Source organism: Sinorhizobium saheli (assembly GCF_001651875.1).
GTDB lineage: Bacteria > Pseudomonadota > Alphaproteobacteria > Rhizobiales > Rhizobiaceae > Sinorhizobium > Sinorhizobium saheli.
In genome coordinates, this window is record NZ_LNQB01000101.1 from 56253 (window position 1) to 74651 (window position 18399).

Annotated in this window: 16 protein-coding genes and 1 pseudogene; 10 read left to right on the forward strand and 7 right to left on the reverse strand. The window is 64.4% G+C overall.

Annotation, left to right across the window (positions count from 1 at the left end; translation table 11 throughout):
* Positions 1 to 13: 13 nt before the first annotated feature.
* Together ATB98_RS25980 and ATB98_RS25985 are read right to left on the reverse strand one after the other, a co-directional pair.
* Positions 14 to 1246: a BaiN/RdsA family NAD(P)/FAD-dependent oxidoreductase gene (locus tag ATB98_RS25980; protein ID WP_084435814.1), complete on the reverse strand. Its 1233-nt coding sequence runs from the start codon at positions 1244 to 1246 to the stop codon at positions 14 to 16.
* On the reverse strand, positions 1243 to 2271 hold the full coding sequence (locus tag ATB98_RS25985) for a substrate-binding domain-containing protein (RefSeq protein ID WP_066879012.1): 1029 nt from the start codon (positions 2269 to 2271) through the stop codon (positions 1243 to 1245). Before ATB98_RS25985 ends, ATB98_RS25980 begins: the two co-directional genes overlap by 4 nt.
* Positions 2272 to 2644: 373 nt before the next feature.
* Between ATB98_RS25985 and ATB98_RS25990 the strand changes: the two genes are divergently transcribed.
* The 6 genes from ATB98_RS25990 to ATB98_RS26015 all read left to right on the forward strand — a co-directional run bounded on the left by ATB98_RS25990 (position 2645) and on the right by ATB98_RS26015 (position 9223).
* Positions 2645 to 3907 (forward strand): ABC transporter substrate-binding protein, encoded by a 1263-nt coding sequence (locus ATB98_RS25990; protein WP_066879015.1) that lies wholly within the window; start codon positions 2645 to 2647, stop codon positions 3905 to 3907.
* Between the two features lie 139 nt (positions 3908 to 4046).
* A complete protein-coding gene (locus ATB98_RS25995; RefSeq protein WP_066879017.1) occupies positions 4047 to 5030 on the forward strand; it encodes a carbohydrate ABC transporter permease in 984 nt (327 codons plus the stop codon).
* Positions 5030 to 5860 (forward strand): carbohydrate ABC transporter permease, encoded by an 831-nt coding sequence (locus tag ATB98_RS26000; protein ID WP_066879019.1) that lies wholly within the window; start codon positions 5030 to 5032, stop codon positions 5858 to 5860. Before ATB98_RS25995 ends, ATB98_RS26000 begins: the two co-directional genes overlap by 1 nt.
* A gap of 161 nt (positions 5861 to 6021) precedes the next feature.
* Positions 6022 to 7050 (forward strand): ABC transporter ATP-binding protein, encoded by a 1029-nt coding sequence (locus tag ATB98_RS26005; RefSeq protein ID WP_066879020.1) that lies wholly within the window; start codon positions 6022 to 6024, stop codon positions 7048 to 7050.
* 291 nt (positions 7051 to 7341) lie between these two features.
* A complete protein-coding gene (locus ATB98_RS26010; RefSeq protein ID WP_066879163.1) occupies positions 7342 to 8127 on the forward strand; it encodes a ThuA domain-containing protein in 786 nt (261 codons plus the stop codon).
* Positions 8128 to 8137: 10 nt separating this feature from the next.
* Positions 8138 to 9223 carry a Gfo/Idh/MocA family protein gene (locus ATB98_RS26015; protein WP_066879021.1) on the forward strand — a complete coding sequence of 362 codons (1086 nt, stop codon included), beginning with the start codon at positions 8138 to 8140 and terminating at the stop codon, positions 9221 to 9223.
* Between the two features lie 286 nt (positions 9224 to 9509).
* Here ATB98_RS26015 and ATB98_RS26020 read toward each other — a convergent pair whose 3' ends face one another.
* Together ATB98_RS26020 and ATB98_RS26025 are read right to left on the reverse strand one after the other, a co-directional pair.
* Positions 9510 to 9866 carry an SPW repeat protein gene (locus ATB98_RS26020; RefSeq protein WP_066879022.1) on the reverse strand — a complete coding sequence of 119 codons (357 nt, stop codon included), beginning with the start codon at positions 9864 to 9866 and terminating at the stop codon, positions 9510 to 9512.
* A 213-nt stretch (positions 9867 to 10079) separates the two neighbouring features.
* A complete protein-coding gene (locus tag ATB98_RS26025) occupies positions 10080 to 11069 on the reverse strand; it encodes a zinc-dependent alcohol dehydrogenase family protein (RefSeq protein WP_066879023.1) in 990 nt (329 codons plus the stop codon).
* A 104-nt stretch (positions 11070 to 11173) separates the two neighbouring features.
* Between ATB98_RS26025 and ATB98_RS26030 the strand changes: the two genes are divergently transcribed.
* Complete coding sequence (locus ATB98_RS26030; protein ID WP_066879024.1) at positions 11174 to 12073, forward strand: LysR family transcriptional regulator; 900 nt, start codon at positions 11174 to 11176, stop codon at positions 12071 to 12073.
* Positions 12074 to 12151: 78 nt separating this feature from the next.
* Here the strand turns inward: ATB98_RS26030 and ATB98_RS26035 are convergent, their stop codons facing one another.
* From ATB98_RS26035 to ATB98_RS26045, 3 genes are read right to left on the reverse strand one after another with little or no spacing between them, the layout of a single operon-like run.
* A complete protein-coding gene (locus ATB98_RS26035; protein ID WP_066879025.1) occupies positions 12152 to 15304 on the reverse strand; it encodes an efflux RND transporter permease subunit in 3153 nt (1050 codons plus the stop codon).
* A 30-nt stretch (positions 15305 to 15334) separates the two neighbouring features.
* Entirely contained in the window at positions 15335 to 16489 is a 1155-nt protein-coding gene (locus ATB98_RS26040; RefSeq protein ID WP_066879027.1) for an efflux RND transporter periplasmic adaptor subunit, read from the reverse strand.
* 52 nt (positions 16490 to 16541) lie between these two features.
* Positions 16542 to 17150: a TetR family transcriptional regulator gene (locus tag ATB98_RS26045; RefSeq protein ID WP_066879166.1), complete on the reverse strand. Its 609-nt coding sequence runs from the start codon at positions 17148 to 17150 to the stop codon at positions 16542 to 16544.
* Positions 17151 to 17627: 477 nt separating this feature from the next.
* Here ATB98_RS26045 and napE point away from each other — a divergent pair, with 477 nt between their 5' ends.
* From napE to ATB98_RS26060, 3 genes and pseudogenes are all read left to right on the forward strand, one after another.
* Complete coding sequence (gene napE / locus ATB98_RS26050; protein ID WP_066879029.1) at positions 17628 to 17810, forward strand: periplasmic nitrate reductase, NapE protein; 183 nt, start codon at positions 17628 to 17630, stop codon at positions 17808 to 17810.
* 7 nt (positions 17811 to 17817) lie between these two features.
* Entirely contained in the window at positions 17818 to 18129 is a 312-nt protein-coding gene (locus ATB98_RS26055) for a 4Fe-4S dicluster domain-containing protein (protein WP_066879031.1), read from the forward strand.
* Positions 18122 to 18397: pseudogene (locus tag ATB98_RS26060) on the forward strand (chaperone NapD); the annotation flags it as partial. The gene ATB98_RS26055 and the pseudogene ATB98_RS26060, both read left to right, overlap by 8 nt.
* Between the last annotated feature and the right edge of the window lie 2 nt (positions 18398 to 18399).

The window sequence follows — 18399 nt, forward strand, 5'->3', positions numbered from 1 at the left end:
CGAGTGTTATCGCTCAGCGGTGCCTGTCCGCGAGCCACGCCGCGATGCCGCGGCCGGCGGCCCGGCCGGTGGCGAAGCACGCGGTCAACAGATAGCCGCCGGTCGGCGCTTCCCAGTCGAGCATCTCGCCGGCGACGAAGAGGCCGGGAACGGCCTTCAGCATAAAGCGTTCGTCGACATCGCTCATGTGGATGCCGCCCGCCGAGGAGATCGCTTCGGCGATCGGCCGGGGCCTCAGCACCGGGAGGGCCACGGCCTTGATCCGGGCCGCGAGCCGGTCCGGATCGGCGCGGGCCGCCTCCGGCGAGAGCTCCTTCAGGAGCGCCGCCTTGACTTGATCGAGCCCCGCGCCCTTGCGCAGGCAGTTGGAGAAGCTCGTCTTGCGGTCCTGGCGCGCCAGATCGCGGGCGAGCCGCCCGGCCGTCCGGCCGGGCGCGAGATCGAGGATCAGCGCTGCACGACCGTCCCGCTCCAGTTCGTCGCGCAGGCACGCCGCATGGGCATAGACGAGGCTGCCCTCGATGCCGTGGCGGCTGACGACGAATTCGCCCGGAAAGGTGCCCGCGCCCGACGACGCGGTGACGGCCTTCAGCGGCCGGCCGGCGAAGCGCTCGCGGAATGCCTCGCTCCAGTCGACGTCGAAGCCGCAATTGGCGGGGCGGAAATTATGGACCATGACGTCTTTTTCCCCGAGCCAGGGAACCCAGGCGGCATCGGACCCGAGCCGTGGCCAGCTCGCGCCGCCGAGCGCCAGGAGCGCCGCGTCGGGCCGTACGATCTTCCGACCCTCCGGCGTCTCGAAGAGATAGCCGCCTTCGGCAAAGCCCGACCAGCGATGGCGGGTATTGATCCGCACGCCTTCGGCCTCCAGCCGGCGGAGCCAGACGCGCAGGAGCGGCGAGGCCTTCATTGCCTTCGGAAAGACGCGGTTCGATGAGCCGACGAAGGTTTCGGTCCCGAGTTCCATCGCCCAGGTGCGGACGTCGTCCGGTCTGAAAGCGTCGAGCGCGGGGGCCAGCCGACGGGAAGCCGCGCCGAAGCGGGTCCTGAAAGCGGCGTAGTCCTCGGCATGGGTGATGTTGAGCCCGGATTTGCCCGCGAGCAGGAACTTGCGAGCGGGCGTCGGCATCGCTTCGTAGATCGTTACCGCATGGCCGGCGCGCGCCAGCACCTCCGCCGCCATGAGACCGGCCGGCCCGCCGCCGATGACCGCGACGCTCTTTCGCGCGACTGCCGGCGTCGTCAAGACTGGGCTTCCCGTGGCGCCGGCCCCGTCGACTCGCGCAGGATGAGTTCCACCGGCCAGAGCTCGTGGATCTCGGTCGCCGGCCGCCCGGCGAGCAATTGCAGCACGAGGTCTGCCGCTCGTGCCCCGGCCGCCCGCATGGAGGAGCGTGTTGCCGAAAGCGACGGGACCATGTTGTCGGCGGTCAGATAGGGAAAGACATCGTCATGGGCGATCACCGAGATGTCGCGCCCGACCACGAGCCCGCGGGAGCGCACCGCCCGATAGACGCCGAGCGCCGTCATCATCGATCCGGCGACGAAGGCCGTCGGGCGCGGCGTTTGCTCGAGGAAGGAGCGGGCAAAGCGGAAGCCGAGCTCGTCGGTGAAATGGCCGTGGGTGACGAGGCGCGGGTCGAAGGGAATGCCGCGATCCTCAAGCGCGTCGCGGTAGCCCTTGTCGCGGTGAAGCGAAAACGTCCTGCCCTCCGGGCCGTTGATCATGGCGATGCGCCTGTGGCCGAGATCGAGCAGGTGCGAGGTCGCCCGGCGGACGGCGCTCTCATTGTCGATGTCGAGCCAGGCATGCGGCACGTCGGTCTCGGAGCGGCCGTGAAGCAGGAAGGGAAAGCCGAGCTCGTGCAGGAGTGCGATGCGCTCGTCGTTGGGCTTCGGCGAGTGAACGATCACGGCGTCGACCCGGCCGCTGGTCGCAAGCCGGCCATAGAGCGGAACCTGGTCGGTCAAATCGCGATCCGTCGTCGGGCTGACGAGAATGTCGATGTCTTCCCCGTCCAGCCGTTCTGCCATGCCGCTCATGAATTCGGCGAAGTGGAATTCGCCGGTCCGGCCCATGACCACGCCGATCGCGCCGGCGCGGCCGGTGACGAGGCGCACCGCATTGATATTGGGGCGATAGCCGAGCCGGACGGCCTCCTCCGCCACGCGCTTGCGGGTCTTTTCGCTGACCTCGGGATAGCCGCTCAGCGCGCGGCTGACCGTCGTCGGCGAAAGGCCCAATTGACGAGCGAACTCCTTAAGTTTCATGCGGCCTGTCTATTCCTCAGCTCGGTTGCCCGATGACGAATATACGCCTTTGTCGCGCGGAACAACCGATCGTGGCGGCGGGATCCGGTGCGAAGCGATGCCGACTCGCTGCCGCGCTTCGAGCCAAATCGTTTTAAATTTTTGTCGAAATGCACGCGTCGCAGCTTTCCCCTAGCGGGAGCTCAAAGGATAGTTGTGAACAGGATAAGCTGATGAAATTGCGCTATTATTTTGATATCTTCACTAGCGTTGATCGCGATTGCTTGCCCGTATTGACATGACCGAGACCTTCTGACAGTTTTTCGCAAGCCAAACCGTTTTCGAATTGCTGAGGAGCTTTCGAGCGGTGGGGGATTTGGAGGAGCCATCGATCATGACATTGCTTCTGAAGACCTTGACCATTTGCGCCGTACTCGGCGCCGCCGATCTTGCCGCCGCGGCGGAGCTTTCGCTTGCGGCCAACACCACCGGCAAGAACGTGAATTTCATGCGTGAGCAACTCGACAAGTTCGAGAAGCAGACCGGCCACAAGGTCAATCTGGTCACCATGCCGCCCTCGTCGAGCGAGCAGTTCAGCCAGTATCGTCTGTGGCTTGCGGCCGGTAACAAGGACGTCGATGTCTACCAGACCGACGTCATCTGGGCGCCGCAGCTTGCGGATCAATTCATCGATCTGACGGAAGCGGCCAAGGACGTGGTTGGCGACCATTTCCCCTCGATCATCCAGTCGCAGACCGTGAACGGCAAGCTCGTCGCGCTGCCGATCTTTACCGACGCGCCGGCGCTTTACTACCGCAAGGACCTGCTGGAGAAATACGGCAAGACGCCGCCCAAGACCTGGGACGAGCTGGCGGCGACCGCCAAGGAGATCCAGGACAAGGAGCGTGAGGCCGGCCACGCCGACATCTGGGGCTACGTCTTCCAGGCGAATGCCTATGAGGGGCTGACCTGCAACGCGCTGGAATGGATCAAGTCTTCCGGCGGCGGGCAGATCGTCGAGACGGACGGGTCGATCTCCGTCAACAACGAAAAGGCCGCCGCGGCGATCGAGCGGGCCAAGGGATGGATCGGAACGATCGCGCCCGAGGGCGTGCTTGCCTACCAGGAAGAGGAATCGCGCGGCGTCTGGCAGACCGGCAAGGCCGTCTTCATGCGCAACTGGCCCTATGCCTATGCGCTCGGAAACGGCGGTGACAGCGCCGTCAAGGGCAAGTTCGAGGTGATGCCGCTTCCGACCGCAAGCGCCGGCGAACAGCCGTCCTCGACGCTCGGGGGCTGGAACCTCGCCGTGTCGAAATATTCCGAAGATCAGCAGGCGGCGATCGAGCTGGTGAAGTTTCTCTCCTCCAAGGAGGTGCAGAAGCAGCGCGCGCTGCAGCTTTCGCAGTTGCCGACGATCGCTTCGCTCTACGACGATCCGGAGGTCGCGGCCGCGCAGCCGTTCATGCCGAACTGGAAGCCGATCTTCCAGAGCGCGGTTCCGCGGCCTTCGGCAGTGGCCAAGGTCAAGTACAACGAGGTCTCCTCCAAGTTCTGGAGCGCCGTGCACAACACGCTCTCCGGCGACGGGACCGCTGCCGAAAACCTCGAACTGCTCGAGGTCGATCTGACCGAGCTCAAGGGCGATAGCTGGTAAACCTCCCCGGGCGGGAAACGCCGAAGCAAAGCATCTCTTTCCCGTCTTGCAGCGTCGCCGGGGGATGGCGGCAAGCATGCCGCCATCCCCTCCCGGACCTTTGCGGCGAAAGCCGAACGGCAATGGATGAGCCAACGTCATGACAGATCTTACCGTCGCGGATCCGCCTGCCGCGCTTCAGCGCCGCAGCCACGTCAATTCGGACCTGCAGGCGCAGCGCGTCCGCTCCGCCTGGGTTTTCCTGGCGCCGACGCTGCTCGTGCTGGCGCTCGTCGCCGGCTGGCCGCTGGTCCGGACCATCTATTTCAGCTTCACTAACGCCTCGCTGACCAATCTTTCCGGTGCCGAATTCATCGGCTTCGACAATTACCTTTCCTGGATCACGCTGAAGAGCGGCCGCACGATCTTCCGGGGGCTGCTTGCCGACGCCGCCTGGTGGAACGCCGTCTGGAACACGCTGAAGTTCACGATCGTCTCCGTCAGCATCGAGACCGTGCTCGGGCTCGTCGTCGCGCTGGTGCTGAACGTGCAGTTTCCGGGCCGCGGCTTCGTCCGCGCAGCGATCCTCGTCCCCTGGGCAATCCCGACGATCGTTTCCGCCAAGATGTGGGCCTGGATGCTCAATGACCAGTTCGGCATCCTCAACGACATCCTGCTCGGCCTCGGCCTGATCAGCCAGAAGGTCGCCTGGACCGCCAATCCCGATACGGCGATGATCGCCGTGCTCATCGTCGACGTGTGGAAGACGACGCCGTTCATGGCGCTCCTGATCCTCGCCGGCCTGCAGATGGTGCCGGGGGACATCTACGAGGCGGCGAAGATCGACGGCGTCCACCCGGTCCGCGTGTTCTGGCGGGTGACCCTGCCGCTGATCCGCCCGGCACTTATGGTGGCGGTCATCTTCCGCATGCTCGATGCGTTGCGCATCTTCGACCTGATCTACGTGCTGACGCCCAACAATGCGCAGACGAAGACGATGTCGGTGCTGGCGCGCGAGAACCTTTTCGATTTCGACAAATTCGCCTACGGGGCCGCCGCCTCGACCATGCTGTTTCTGATCATCGCCGCGATCACCGTTCTCTACATGTGGTTCGGCCGGGTCAATGTCGGAGGGGAGCGCTGATGGTCGCCACACTCGCGAAACGGACCGCATTCTACGCACTCGTCGCCGGCATCATCGTGATTGCGGTCTTTCCCTTCTATTACGCGATCCTGACGAGCCTCAAATCCGGCACGGCGCTCTTCCGCGTCGACTACTGGCCGACGCAATTCTCGCTCGCCAACTACACGAGCGTGGTATCGCAGGGCAGCTTCCTGCGCAATCTCGGCAACTCGCTGCTGGTGGCAGGCGCAGTCGTCGCCATCTCGCTGCTGTTGGCGGTCACGGCCGCCTACGCGCTCGGACGGGTGCGGTTTCGCGGCCGCTCGCTGCTGCTTCTGACCATCCTCTCGGTTTCGATGTTCCCGCAGATCGCCGTGCTTGCCGGCCTGTTCGAGCTCATCCGCGGGATCGGCATCTTCAATACGCCGCTGGCGCTGATCTTTTCCTACATGATCTTCACCCTGCCGTTCACCGTCTGGGTGTTGACCACCTTCATGCGCGACCTGCCGGTAGAGATCGAGGAGGCCGCCATCGTCGACGGGGCCTCGCCTTGGGTGGTCATCACCCGGGTCTTCATGCCGCTGATGTGGCCGGCGCTGGTCACGACCGGGCTGCTCGCCTTCATCGCCGCCTGGAACGAGTTCCTTTTCGCGCTGACCTTCACCTCCTCGGACGTGCAGCGCACTGTGCCGGTGGCGATCGCGCTTCTTTCCGGTGCCAGCAATTTCGAGATCCCCTGGGGCAACATCATGGCCGCCTCGGTGATCGTCACGGTACCGCTGGTGGTGCTCGTCCTCATCTTTCAGCGGCGGATCATTTCCGGCCTGACGGCCGGCGGCGTCAAAGGCTAAGCATTGTGCAGTCAGGTGAGATCACCTGACGTCCCACAAATGGGCAAAACAAAGGGATGGAGCGGTGCGCGAACATGTGAGCTTCCGCTCCAGGGCCGGCTGAGGAGAAATGGCGCCGCCTTCCGCCCGCATCCCGTCCGGGCTCATCTAGGAGAGAACAAATGGCAGAGCTGCAATTGCGCGATATCCGCAAGTCCTTCGGCGCCTTCGAGGTCATCAAGGGCGTCAGCATGGACATCAGGGCGGGCGAGTTCATGGTGTTCGTCGGGCCGTCCGGCTGCGGCAAGTCCACCCTCCTGAGGCTCATCGCCGGGCTGGAGGACATCACCTCCGGAACCCTCGCCTTCGACGGCGAGACCGTCAACCATGTCGTGCCGTCGAAGCGCGGCATCGCCATGGTCTTCCAGTCCTATGCGCTCTACCCGCACATGACGGTTTTCGAGAACATGTCCTTCGGCATGCAACTCGCCGGCAAGGACAAGGAGCAATGCCGCAAACGTGTGGAGGCGGCGGCCGAGATGCTGCAGCTTACGCCCTATCTCGAGCGCCTGCCGCGCCAGCTCTCCGGCGGCCAGCGCCAGCGCGTGGCGATCGGCCGTGCGATCGTCCGCGACCCGAAGGTCTTCCTGTTCGACGAGCCGCTTTCGAACCTCGACGCGGCGCTGCGCGTCGCCACGCGCATCGAAATCGCCAGGCTTCACCGCAGCATGCACAAGACGACGATGATCTATGTCACCCACGACCAGGTCGAGGCGATGACGCTCGCCGACCGGATCTGCGTGCTTCGGGACGGGCTCGTCGAGCAGATCGGCACGCCGCTCGAGCTTTACGAAAGACCGAACTCGCTTTTCGTCGCCGGCTTCATCGGCTCGCCGAAGATGAATTTCCTCTCGGCCGCCTTCGCCGCGCCCTACAATGCCCATAGGATCGGCATCCGTGCCGAGCATCTGGAGATCGTCGAGCAAGGAGGAGAGTGGAGCGGAACCGTCGTCCATTCCGAGATGCTCGGCTCCGACAGCTATGTCTATCTCGACGTCGGTGCCGACGAGCCGGTGATCGTTCGCGAGGGCGGCACCTCCAGGCACCAGCCGGGACAGACGCTGCGAATATCGCCGACCCCCGGCCAGGTCCACCGCTTCGATGCGGGCGGCCGGGCGATCGGCCGCGTGGAAATGCGAGGTGCCGCCTAGAGCATTTTGCCGTCAGGCGGCATCGCCCGACGTCGCACAGATGCGACAAGAACAAAGAGATAGAACGCAGGCTGAGCAGTCAAACATGCGTCCCGCCCGGATGTCCCGTCCGGCCGTGGGAAAGAGCTGAAAAGAAAGGCTGATCCGGAAGATTTCGGATCATTCCAAAGTCTCAGGCGTTAGGCAGGCGTAAGGGCGAACCATGCGCGGTTTCCGGCCCGCCTCCGCGCCGACAATCGAATCAAGGACATAGGCATCCGCAACCGGGGCCTGATCACGAGGAGAATGACCTTGCCTATCAACGCCATCGTGTGGGGCGAAAACGTCCACGAGCAGAAGAACGCCACCGTCCGCGAAATCTATCCGGACGGGATGCACAACACCATCGCCGCGGCGCTCAATGCGGATGCGGGCATCGAGGCAACGACCGCGACGCTGCAGGAGCCGGAGCACGGGCTGACCGAGCAGCGGCTTGCCGCGGCCGACGTCCTCCTCTGGTGGGGCCATACCGCCCACGGCGCGGTAGAGGACGCGATCGTAGAGCGGGTTGCCAAACGGGTGTGGGAGGGGATGGGCCTGATAGTGCTCCATTCCGGCCATTTCTCGAAAATCTTCAAGCGGCTGATGGGATCGCCCTGCGCGCTCAAATGGCGCGAGGCGGGGGAGCGCGAGCGGGTCTGGGTCGTCAATCCGCGCCACCCGATCGCCGAAGGCTTGGGCGAGCACTTCGTGATCGAATACGAGGAGATGTACGGGGAGCATTTCTCCGTGCCGGAGCCGTTGGAGACCGTCTTCATCTCCTGGTTCGCCGGCGGCGAGGTGTTCCGCTCAGGGCTCACCTGGCGGCGCGGCGCCGGCAATATCTTCTATTTCCGCCCCGGCCACGAGACCTATCCGACCTATCACGACCAGACGGTGCACAAGGTGCTGCGCAATGCGGTGAAATGGGCGCACAACCCGCTGGGGCGCTACACGGCGGTCCATGAGGCGCCGAACGTGCCGGTCGAAAAGGCTTTGGAGCCGATCGTCGAACGCGGTCCGAAGCTGCATCGGCCGGGCGAGGCCGGATATCGATAGGGGAATTGCGATGCGTTTGCTCATTCTTGGAACCGGGGGCATGGCGAACAGCCATGCGAAGGCCTTCGCCGAGATCGAAGGCGTCGAGATGGTCGCCGCCGTCGACGTCGACCCGGCCCGCGCCAAGGCCTTTGCGGCCCAGCACGGCATCGAGCACACCTTCAACTCGCTCGAAGAGGCGATCAGTTGGGACAAGTTCGATGCCGTGGCGAATGTGACGCCGGACAAGGCGCATCACCCGACGACGCTGCCGCTTCTCGCCGCCGGCAAACACGTGCTTTGCGAAAAGCCGTTGGCGGAGAACTATGAGAGGGCCGCCGAGATGGCCTTGGCGGCCGAGCGCGCCGGCGTCGTCGCGATGGTCAACCTCACCTACCGCAACGTCGCGCCGCTGCAGAAGGCCCGCGAACTGGTGCTCGCCGGCGAGATCGGCCAGCTCCGTCACCTCGAGGCCTCCTACCTGCAGAGCTGGCTCGTCTCGAAAGCCTGGGGCGATTGGGCGAGCGAATCGAAATGGCTCTGGCGGCTGTCGACCAGGCACGGATCGAACGGCGTGCTCGGCGATGTCGGCATCCACATTCTCGACTTCGCCGGCTATGGCGGTTGCAGCTCGGTCGAGCGGGTGTTCACCCGGCTGAAAGCCTTCGACAAGGCGCCCGGCAACCGCATCGGCGAGTACGACCTCGATGCCAATGACAGTTTCGCCATGACGGCGGAGTTCGCCAACGGCGCGATGGGCGTCATCCATGCGAGCCGCTGGGCCACCGGCCATCTCAACGAGTTGAGGCTCCGCCTCCACGGCGACAAGGGAGCGCTGGAGGTGATCCATACGCCGGACGGCTCAAGCTTGCGGGCCTGCCTCGGTGCCGATGTGGAAAAGGCGAAATGGCGTTCCGTCGACGCCGGGAAGGTGCCGACCAACTACCAGCGTTTCGCCGAGGCGGTGAAGGCCGGCCGTCCCGCCGGTCCCGACTTCCGTCACGCCGCGGACCTGCAGAAGGTGCTCGATCTCGCCATCCAGACCGAACTCGAACGCCGCGAGCTCGGTGTCGCGGATGCGGACGCCTTGGTGGAAGAGCGAGCGGCCGTGGGGTGAAACGCAAGAGACCCCGCTTCCGCTCGATCGCCTGGAGCAGGATGCGCTCACATGCGTTCGCGCCACCCCTATCTGTTGTTTCTGCCGCATTTGTGCGATGTCAGGTGATTCCACCTGACTGCAAAATGCTCTAGTTAGGCGGGCGAAAAGGAAGTGAAGGCGCGTCGCATTCACGCGAAGCGCCTGACAGTTTCAAGCGGGGCGAGGGCGCCATCCAACGGTACGCTCTCGTCCCGCTCGAGTTTCTTCATGACCGATTTCGGACCTCGTCCGAAATCGCGGTGATCTATGCGTGCGAGTGATGCCTGTAGTCCCAGACCGCCCATGCGGATACCGCGGCGACGAGCACGCCGAGAATGACGTGGGTCCACATCGCGTTGATATTCGCCATGAAGCCGAGCAGCCAGGGAGAGACGATCAACCACAGGCCGATCACCATATTGGCCCATTCCTCCCATTCGGCGAAAGCCGAAAGGGTCGCGACCGCAAGAGCGCCGAGCACGATGCCGGCGATCCATGCGTTCCAGGTCGGCGCGGTTTCAGCCGCAAAGCCGATGACCCAGGGAGAAAGGAACAGGCACACTGCAAGGATCAGATTCACCCAGTCCTGGGCTCTTTTTCCTGCCATCAGAGTGTCGGGCATGACAACCTCCACGTATGAAGCTTGACAAAGCGTCACCCACTCCCGTGCGCCGCACGTTGCAGCCCCGCTCGTCGCATATCGCACGGTCGCTGTAACGCTTTGAATTTAGCGTAATTTTACCCTCAAATCGGAAGTCTTTCAAGAAATCCCGCAACATACGGATTTGATGGGTTATTCGCCGACCGCCCGCCCCTGGGAAGGGCCCGCGATCAGTCAAACCGTGACGACGATCTTGCCAAACTGTTCGTTCGACTCCAGGAACCGATGCGCCTCGACGATCTGGTCGAACGGAAAGGTCCTGGCGATCACCGGCTGCAGCGAGCCCGACAGCAAGCCTTTGATGATGAACGCTTTTGCGGCCACAAGCCGCTCCGGATCACGGGTGATCTCGTGGACGAGATAGCCGCGCAGCGTCAGGCTCTTGCTGAGCGCGCTGAACAGCGGGAAGGGCGTTGGCTCCGGGCTCAGGCCGCCATATTCGATGAGAATGCCGCCCCGTGACATGGCGGCAGTCAAGGGCTCGAATATCGGTCCGCCGACCGGGTCGAACACGACCCGTACGCCCAGGGGACCGGCGAATTCCTTCAGGCCGGCTTCCAGGTCTTCCTCGGCGGAAGCGATGACATGGGCGGCGCCGGATTCAAGCAGGGCCTGCTTCTTGCGGGACGTTCGCGTAACCGCGACGGGGGTCGCACCGACCATGTTGGCGATCTGGATTGCGGCCAACCCGACGCTGCTCGATGCGGCGGTGATGGCGACAAAGTCGCCTTGGCGGAGCTTGGCGATATCGATCAGCGCGCCATAGGCCGTGAGATACTGCATCCAGACGGCCGCTGCCGCTTCCCAGCTGAGCGATGGCGGGTGCTTGACCGCGAGTTCGGCGGGAAACGTGGCAAACTCGCCATAGGCGGGCCACCGCACCATGGATAGCGGCGGCACGACGCTGACGGGGTCGCCCGGCGCGAAAGCGCCCACACCCTCCCCGACCGTCTCGACGACGCCCGCTGCCTCGAGCCCGAGACCGGAAGGCAAGCGCGGCGTCTCGATATAGGAGCCGGAACGCAGCAGCGCCTCCGCCCGGTTCAGTCCCAGTGCCTTGACGCGGATTTGAATTTCACCCCGACCGGGTCTCGGAACATCGACGTTTTCGATGCGCAAAACCTCGGGACCACCATGCTCATGAAAGCGAACAACACGTGCCATCGACAATAACTCCAAACAAAATGAACGTAATAAGCTATGCCAAGGCGGATCGAGCGGATAAATAGGCACATGCGACGGACAGTATGAACTGAGAGTTTCTAATCATGGATCGCCTGACAAGCATGGCCGTCTTCGTTAAAGCCGTCGATTTGGGATCGTTCGCGGCCGCGGCAGCCGTGCTCGGACTATCGCCGCCGATGGTCGGCAAGCATGTCCGCTTCCTTGAACAGCATCTGGGCGTGCGGCTTATCAACCGGACCACGCGCCGCCAGAGCCTGACCGACCTGGGGCGCGCCTATTACGAACGTTGCCGGATGGTGCTGGCGGAGGCAGAGGCTGCCGATGCGCTCGTGGCGGAGCAGCTTTCAGAACCGCGTGGAAGGCTGCGCGTGACAATGCCGGCGCTCCTCGGCCGGCGATGCGTTGCGCCGGTCCTGCTCGACCTTGCGAAGCAATACCCTTCGCTCGGCCTTGACCTCTCCTTCGCCGACCGCATCGTCGATCTGGTGGAGGACGGCTATGATCTCGCCATCCGGACCGGCAGTCTGGAGGACAGGGCCGGGATGATCGCGCGGCGCATCGCACGCCATCGCATGGTGGTCTGCGCATCGCCATCCTATGTCGAGATGCATGGCGAACCGCGGGCGCTGGAGGATCTGGAAAGGCATTGCGCCATTATCTACAGCCGGCCCGGCTGGGTCCTTCCATGGCTGTTTCCGCGCGAGGGCGAGCCTCCCGTAGAGATTACGCCAGCAGGCCGGCTGCGCCTCGACGACCTCGACGCAATTGCCGATGCTGCGGCCGCCGGCCACGGTCTCGCATGGCTGCCGTCCTGGTTGATCCGTGAGCGTCTCCAGCAAGGCGCGCTCGTCCCGTTGCTTCCGGACCAGCCGGGTCACGTGTTCGACAATTATGCACTGTGGCCGCGGACGCCGCACCTGCCGCTGAAGGTCCGCGTCGCCGTCGACGCCTTGGCCGCGGCCTTGCCCAGGCTGATGATGTGACAGGCGCGGGCACTTCTGCGGCTCGATCGCGACGCGCCGGCTCGGCTCTTTCCGGCCGGCGCGTCGTCGCTCGTGCAGTCATTCCGCCGCGAGTGGCGCCGGATAGGTTTCGCGATCTTCGTCCGGTTGCGCCTGCGGCGACGCCGCTTCCGGCGCGCCCGTGCGTGCCTTCGGTTCCCTGCCGAAGAACAGCGCATAGCCGGCCGGCAGCACCAGGATCGTCAGGACGGTCGCAACCAGGATGCCGCCCATCATGGCGTAGGCGAGCGGACCCCAGAAGACGCCGCGTGAGATCGGGATCAGCGCCAGCACCGCCGTCAACGCCGTCAGCATGATCGGCCGGAAGCGGCGCACCGCCGCGCCGATGATCGCCTCGGAGCGCTCCATCCCCGCGGCGATGTCCTGGTCGATCTGGTCGACGAGGATGATCGAGTTGCGGATGATGATGCCGAGCAGGGCAATGACGCCGAGGATGGCGACGAAGCCGAAGGGAGCGCCGCTGACGATGAGGGCGGCGGCGGCGCCGATGATGCCGAGCGGACCTGTGGCGAGCACCAGCATCGACTTGCCGAAGTGCTGGAGCTGCGCCATCAAGAGGATGACGATGACGAGCAGCATGATCGGCGCCTTGGCGGCGATCGACGCCTGGCTCTCGGCGCTGTCTTCCGCGCCGCCCTGGATCTCGATCTTGTAGCCGGGCGCAAGGCCGTCGCGAAGCCCCTTGAGCTCGTCGTAGAGCTTCATCGTCACGTCGTTGGGTTGCACGCCGTCGGGGAGCGTACCCCGCACGGTGATCGTCGGCAGGCGATCGCGACGCCATTCGATGCCCTGCTCCATGACCGGCATGACCTTGGCGACCTGCGAGACCGGGACGAAGCCGCCGAAATCCGTGGGGACATAGACCGAGTTGACGGCCGAGAGCAGTTGCCGGCTGCCGTCGGGTTCGCGGGCGACGATCGAGACCGTTTCCTCGCCGTCGCGGAAGTCGGCGAGCGGCGCACCGGACATCGCCGCCTGCAGCATCTGGCGGATGCGCTGCGAGGTGACGCCGAGCGCGCGGGCGCGGTCCTGGTCGATCGTGAGCTTCATCGCCGGAACCGGCTCCAGCCAGTCGTCATGAACCGCCCCGAGCAGCGGGTTCTGGTTGAACTTCGCCTTCACCTCGTCGGCGATGCGGCGCACCTCCTGGCGATCCGGGCCCATGACGCGGAGCTGCACCGGCCAGCCGGTCGGCGGCCCCAGGAACAGGCGGTCGACCTTGGCGCGGATCGAGGGGAAGTCCTCGGCAAGGATCGTGCGCAGCTTGACGATCAGCCGCTCGCGGGCGGGCTCGTCCTTCGCCATGACGAGGAGCTGCGCGAAGTTTGGGTTGCGAAGCTGCTGGTCGAGCGGCAGGAAGAAGCGCGGCGCGCCTTCGCCGATATAGGTGGCGATGAAGCGCTTGTCCTCGTCGTCCATCATCCGCGCCTCGAGCGCCTTGGCCTGCTTCTCGACCTCCTTGATGCTCGTTCCCTCCGGCAGCCAGAGGTCGATCAGGATTTCCGGCCGCGAGGACTGCGGGAAGAAGTTCTTCGGGATGAACTGGAAGGCCCAGAGGCTTGTCGTGAAGGCCGCAAGCGTCATGACGAGGACGATGACGCGGTGGCGGACCGCCCAGCCGACGGTCGCCCTCAGGCGCCGGTAGAAGCGGGTATCGAAGACGTCGTGGTGGCTGCCCGCATGATGGCGCTGCTTCAGGATCATGTAGCCGAGCCAGGGCGTGAAATAGACGGCCACGAACCATGATACGACGAGGGCGATGCCGACGACATAGAAGAGCGAGCGGACATATTCGCCGGCGGTCGACTCGGCAAAGCCGACCGGGATGAAACCGGCGGTGGTGATCAGCGTGCCGGTCAGCATCGGGAAGGCCGTGGAGGAATAGGCGAAGCTCGCCGCCTCGATCTTGACCAGCCCCTCCTCGAGCTTCCTCTCCATCAGCTCGACCACGATCATCGCATCGTCAACGAGCAGCCCGAGCGCGATGATCAGGGCGCCGAGCGAGATGCGCTGCAGGTCGATGCCGAGCTCGTACATGATGGCGAAGGTGGCGGCGAGCACCAGCGGTATGGCGATCGCGATGACCAGGCCGGAGCGCCAGCCGATCGACAGGAAGGAGACGACGAGCACGATGATCAGCGCCTCGACCAGCGCGTGGCTGAACTCGCTGATCGCCTCGGTGACCACCTCCGGCTGATTGGATATCTGCCCGACCGACACGCCGTAGGGAAGCGCGGACTCGAAGCGTTCATAGGTCGCCTCCACCGCCTTGCCGACATCGGTGACCTTGTGGCCCTTGGCCATGACGACGCCGATCTCGACGGCATCGTGGCCATTGAAGCGGAACTTGCGCGAATAGGGGTCTTCGAGGCCGGAACTGACGGCGGCGATGTCGCCGAGCCGGATGGTTCGATCGCCCACCCGCAGCCGCAATTCGCGGATTTCGTCGACTTTCGCGACGCCGCCTTCGACGGCGATGCGCACCGAGCGCGTGCCGGTGTCGACATTGCCGGCGAGGTCGACATCGTTCTGGCCGGCAATCGCGTCACGCAGATCGTTGAGCGTCAGCCCGCGTTCGGCGAGCGCCTTGGAGGAGACGTCGATATAGATTTTCTGCGGCTGGTCGCCGAGGATGACCACCTTCTCGACGCCAGGCGTCGTCAGCAGCATGTCGCGGCCTTCTATGGCGAAGCGCTTCAGTTCGGGGTAGCTGTAGCCGTCGCCGCTGATCGCGTGCAGCGTGATGAAGGTGTCGCCGAACTCGTCGTTGAAATAGGGGCCGAGCAGGCCTTCCGGCAGCTCATTGGCGATATCGCCGACCTTCTTGCGCACCTGATAGAAAGCGTCGGCGACGTCATCGGCATCCGTGTCGCCCTCGATCTGGACGGTGATGATGGCGCTGCCGGCGCGCGTATAGGAGCGGACGAAGTCGAGATGCGGCGTTTCCTGCAGCTTCCGCTCGATCTTGTTGACGACCTGGTCCTGCATCTCCTCGATCGAGGCGCCCGGCCAGACGGCCTGGACGATCATGGTGCGGAAGGTGAATTCCGGGTCCTCGCGCTGGCCCATGCGCACGAGCCCGAGCGCACCGGTGACGATGATCAGCGCGAACAGGAAGCGCGCGATGCTCGGATGACCGATCGCCCAGCGCGAAAGATTGAAGGGCTTCTTGTCCCCGGTTGAGGCGTGCATGGCCGTCGTTCCGTTTTCTGATGATGGATGTCAGCGCAGGATTTCGTGCGTTTCGGCGCGGGCGGACTCTTGCTCGACCGAGGGTTCGGCAATCGCCGGCAGCTTTACCTTCAGTTCTTCCGACATAAACTGCGTGCCAGCCGCAACCACGAGGTCGCCGGCTCGAAGGCCAGCCGCGACGCGCACGCCGCCGTCGGCGAAATCGGCAAGGGTAATCTCGCGCGCGTGGACGATCGACGCTTTGCGGTCGACCACCCAGACGATGTCCTTGCCGTCCTTGCGGGCGAGCGCGCTCAAGGGGACGGCGGCGAGCGGCGGCGCATTCGCCACGACCGTCTCGACCGTCGCCGTCATGCCGAGGAGGACGCGCTGGTCGTCGGGCAGGCTGACGCGCACGGAGAAGGTTCGCGAACGCGGGTCGGCGCTGCCGGAGACCTCGCGGACATGGCCGTCGAGGACGAGCGCATCGTTCGACCAGAAGCGCGCCTTGACCGGCTTGCCCGTCGTGAACTCGGAAATATCCGTCTCCGGAACGGCGATCTCGACCTCCTTTTCGCCGTCGACCGCAACGGTGACGACCGGGGTGCCGGTGCCGACGACCTGGCCGATGTCGGCATTGATGGCGGTCACGATGCCGTTCTGGCCGGATTTCAGGTCCGTATAGGCGACCTGGTTCTTCGCCTGACTGAGAGAAGCGGCTGCGGCGTCGCGCGTGGAGACCGCCTGGTCGTAGGCGAGCGTCGCCTGGTCGAGCTGCGCCCTGGAGGAGAACGCCTTGCCGAAGAGCTGTTCGGCCCGACTCTTGGCGAGCGCCGCCGTCTGCACCTGCGTCTCGGCGGCGAGCAGGCTCGCCTCGGCGCTCTTCACCGCGAGCTCGAAATCGACCGGATCGATGCGCGCCAGGACGTCACCGGGCTTCACCCGGTCGCCGATATTGACGAGCCGCTCGGTGATCTTGCCGCCCACGCGGAAGCCGAGGTTCATTTCCGTGCGCGCCTTCACCGCGCCCGAATAGTCGAGCGTGCGGGCCTGCGCCGCCGCGTCGATCTCCACCACCTTCACAGGACGGATGATCGCCTTCGTCTCGGCCTTCTCTTCCGAGCAGCCGACAAGAACGGCGCCGAGAGCGACTACGGCCAGAAGATTGGCGACGAACGGCCTAATGGAGGGCCTCGGTGAAAACATCGTTCGTACTCCCTGTGCGGCGGCACGTGCACGGCCGCTCGTATTTCTTCGACTATTTCTTCAGTGCCTTGATCGCGAATTCGATCAGCTCGTCAGGCGTCGCGCGGTTCTGCTTCGCAAGACATTGCGCCACCATCTGCGGATGGCACAGGGTGATCAGGCTGGCATCGAAGCACCGGGCCGCGACCTCAGGGTCCTGCTCGGCGAATTCGCCGGCCTCGATTCCCTCGCGGATGACCCCGGCCAGGAGCTGGTCGATGCGGTCGATGTGCTTTTCGATGACATGCCATTCGCGCTCGATCGCCACGACGACCATCTCGTGGACCTTCTGCTCGTCGAGCATGGTTTCGACGGTCAGCTTGTGCTGCGCATGCGCGTAGCGCCGGAGCCGTTCGGTGGGGCTCAAGGGCAGGCGCGAAATCTCAAAGGCCTGCTGATAGTTCGCGGCCAGCATGCGGGCGCAGAGCGCCTGATGGATTTCGGTCTTCGACGCGAAGAAGCGGTAGATATTCGCCGGCGACATGTCGAGGTCGCGGGCGATGTCGGCGACATTCGTCTTGGCGTAGCCGTAATGGCGGAAGAGGCGCTCCGCCGAATCGAGGATCCGCGTGATGTTTTCCTGCCTGGCCGTGTCGACGCCGCTTTCCTTGAGATCGCTCATCCTTACCCACATTTTGTAACGAGTGACGATTTTTGAATTTCGTCAGTCATAATTCGACAAGGCGCGTAAGTCAACAGGTTCTCTTCACGTGCGTCGGCGCCGCATTGCTACCTAAAATCGTAAAGTTCGCGTGAATGTGCCACCATCGCGCTCTGGCTTGGTCGACCGAAGCGAAAGTGGAAGCCGCGAGGGCAACGATCGTCTTCGCGTGGGCACGGGGAATGTCGCGCCTGTCCGGCGCGGCCGACGACGACACTTGGGTCCACTCGCGTGGGGTCTGCCGAGCATTCCGTTTCATGAAAGTATAAACTGTCTCTGACCCGCGCCTGGACGCCGTCCCCAAGAATTCTATAGGGCGAACAACCCGTTGAATTGACAAATGTTATTATAATTCTTGAATATGGAAGTTATGTTTATTTCTCTTTCTTTCGTGAAAAGGATTGTTACTATGGTCGCGGTTCATGGGGAGGAGTTCGCGTGTCCGAGTTATCGTCGCAACAGGCGCCGCGATCGGGGGGGCGCAGGGAAATCCTCACCTTTTTGATTCTCGCCTTCGGCATCTGGCCGCTCGTGGCCGTCGGTGTCGTCGGCGGCTACGGCTTCCTCGTCTGGATGTTCCAGCTCGTATTCGGCCCACCGGGGCCGCCGGCAGCGCATTGAGGCTGCAATGACAGCGCCGGCGACAATCTCAAGACGCAACCTCCTGTTCGGGCGCAGTGCCGTCGCGGCGCAGGCGGACCGGGCCGTTCCGTATCTCGCGGTCGTCGGCGACGGCTGCCTGGCGAGAAACAAGGTCGACTGCCAGTCCTGCCGCGACGTCTGTCCGGAACAGGTGATTGGCTTCCGCCCGCGGGCCGGCGGCCCGTTCCTCCCGGAGGTCGACGGCGACCGCTGCAGCGGTTGCGGCGCCTGCATCGACATCTGTCCGGTCGGCGCGATCGCGCTCGCCGAGCGAAGCGGGGACGCGGCCGATGCCTGACGCCGAGGCGCGCTACCATATTTCGAGCGCCGTTGTCGCCGTCGTGCCGGCGATGAAGGAGAGCGTGCTCGAGGCGCTCTCCGGAATGAACAATGTCGAGGTCTATGGCCACCAGGACGGCAAGATCGTTGTGGTCATCGAAGGAACGAGCACCGGCATGCTCGGCGAATGCCTGTCGCGGATTTCCGCGCTTCCCGGCGTGGTGGCGGCCAGCATGGTGTTCGAGCATGTCGAAACGGCGCGCGACGAGGAAAGGGCGCAGGGTTCAGC

Excerpts from the sequence above, each read along its gene's own strand:
- ATB98_RS26025 (WP_066879023.1), bottom strand. The coding sequence starts at position 11,069 with ATGGCACGTGTTGTTCGCTTTCATGAGCATGGTGGTCCCGAGGTTTTG.
- ATB98_RS25985 (WP_066879012.1), bottom strand. The coding sequence starts at position 2,271 with ATGAAACTTAAGGAGTTCGCTCGTCAATTGGGCCTTTCGCCGACGACG.
- ATB98_RS25990 (WP_066879015.1), top strand. The coding sequence starts at position 2,645 with ATGACATTGCTTCTGAAGACCTTGACCATTTGCGCCGTACTCGGCGCC.
- ATB98_RS26035 (WP_066879025.1), bottom strand. The coding sequence starts at position 15,304 with ATGCACGCCTCAACCGGGGACAAGAAGCCCTTCAATCTTTCGCGCTGG.
- ATB98_RS26030 (WP_066879024.1), top strand. The coding sequence starts at position 11,174 with ATGGATCGCCTGACAAGCATGGCCGTCTTCGTTAAAGCCGTCGATTTG.
- ATB98_RS26000 (WP_066879019.1), top strand. The coding sequence starts at position 5,030 with ATGGTCGCCACACTCGCGAAACGGACCGCATTCTACGCACTCGTCGCC.
- ATB98_RS26020 (WP_066879022.1), bottom strand. The coding sequence starts at position 9,866 with ATGCCCGACACTCTGATGGCAGGAAAAAGAGCCCAGGACTGGGTGAAT.
- ATB98_RS26005 (WP_066879020.1), top strand. The coding sequence starts at position 6,022 with ATGGCAGAGCTGCAATTGCGCGATATCCGCAAGTCCTTCGGCGCCTTC.
- ATB98_RS26055 (WP_066879031.1), top strand. The coding sequence starts at position 17,818 with ATGACAGCGCCGGCGACAATCTCAAGACGCAACCTCCTGTTCGGGCGC.
- ATB98_RS26015 (WP_066879021.1), top strand. The coding sequence starts at position 8,138 with ATGCGTTTGCTCATTCTTGGAACCGGGGGCATGGCGAACAGCCATGCG.
- ATB98_RS26045 (WP_066879166.1), bottom strand. The coding sequence starts at position 17,150 with ATGAGCGATCTCAAGGAAAGCGGCGTCGACACGGCCAGGCAGGAAAAC.
- ATB98_RS25995 (WP_066879017.1), top strand. The coding sequence starts at position 4,047 with ATGACAGATCTTACCGTCGCGGATCCGCCTGCCGCGCTTCAGCGCCGC.
- ATB98_RS26040 (WP_066879027.1), bottom strand. The coding sequence starts at position 16,489 with ATGTTTTCACCGAGGCCCTCCATTAGGCCGTTCGTCGCCAATCTTCTG.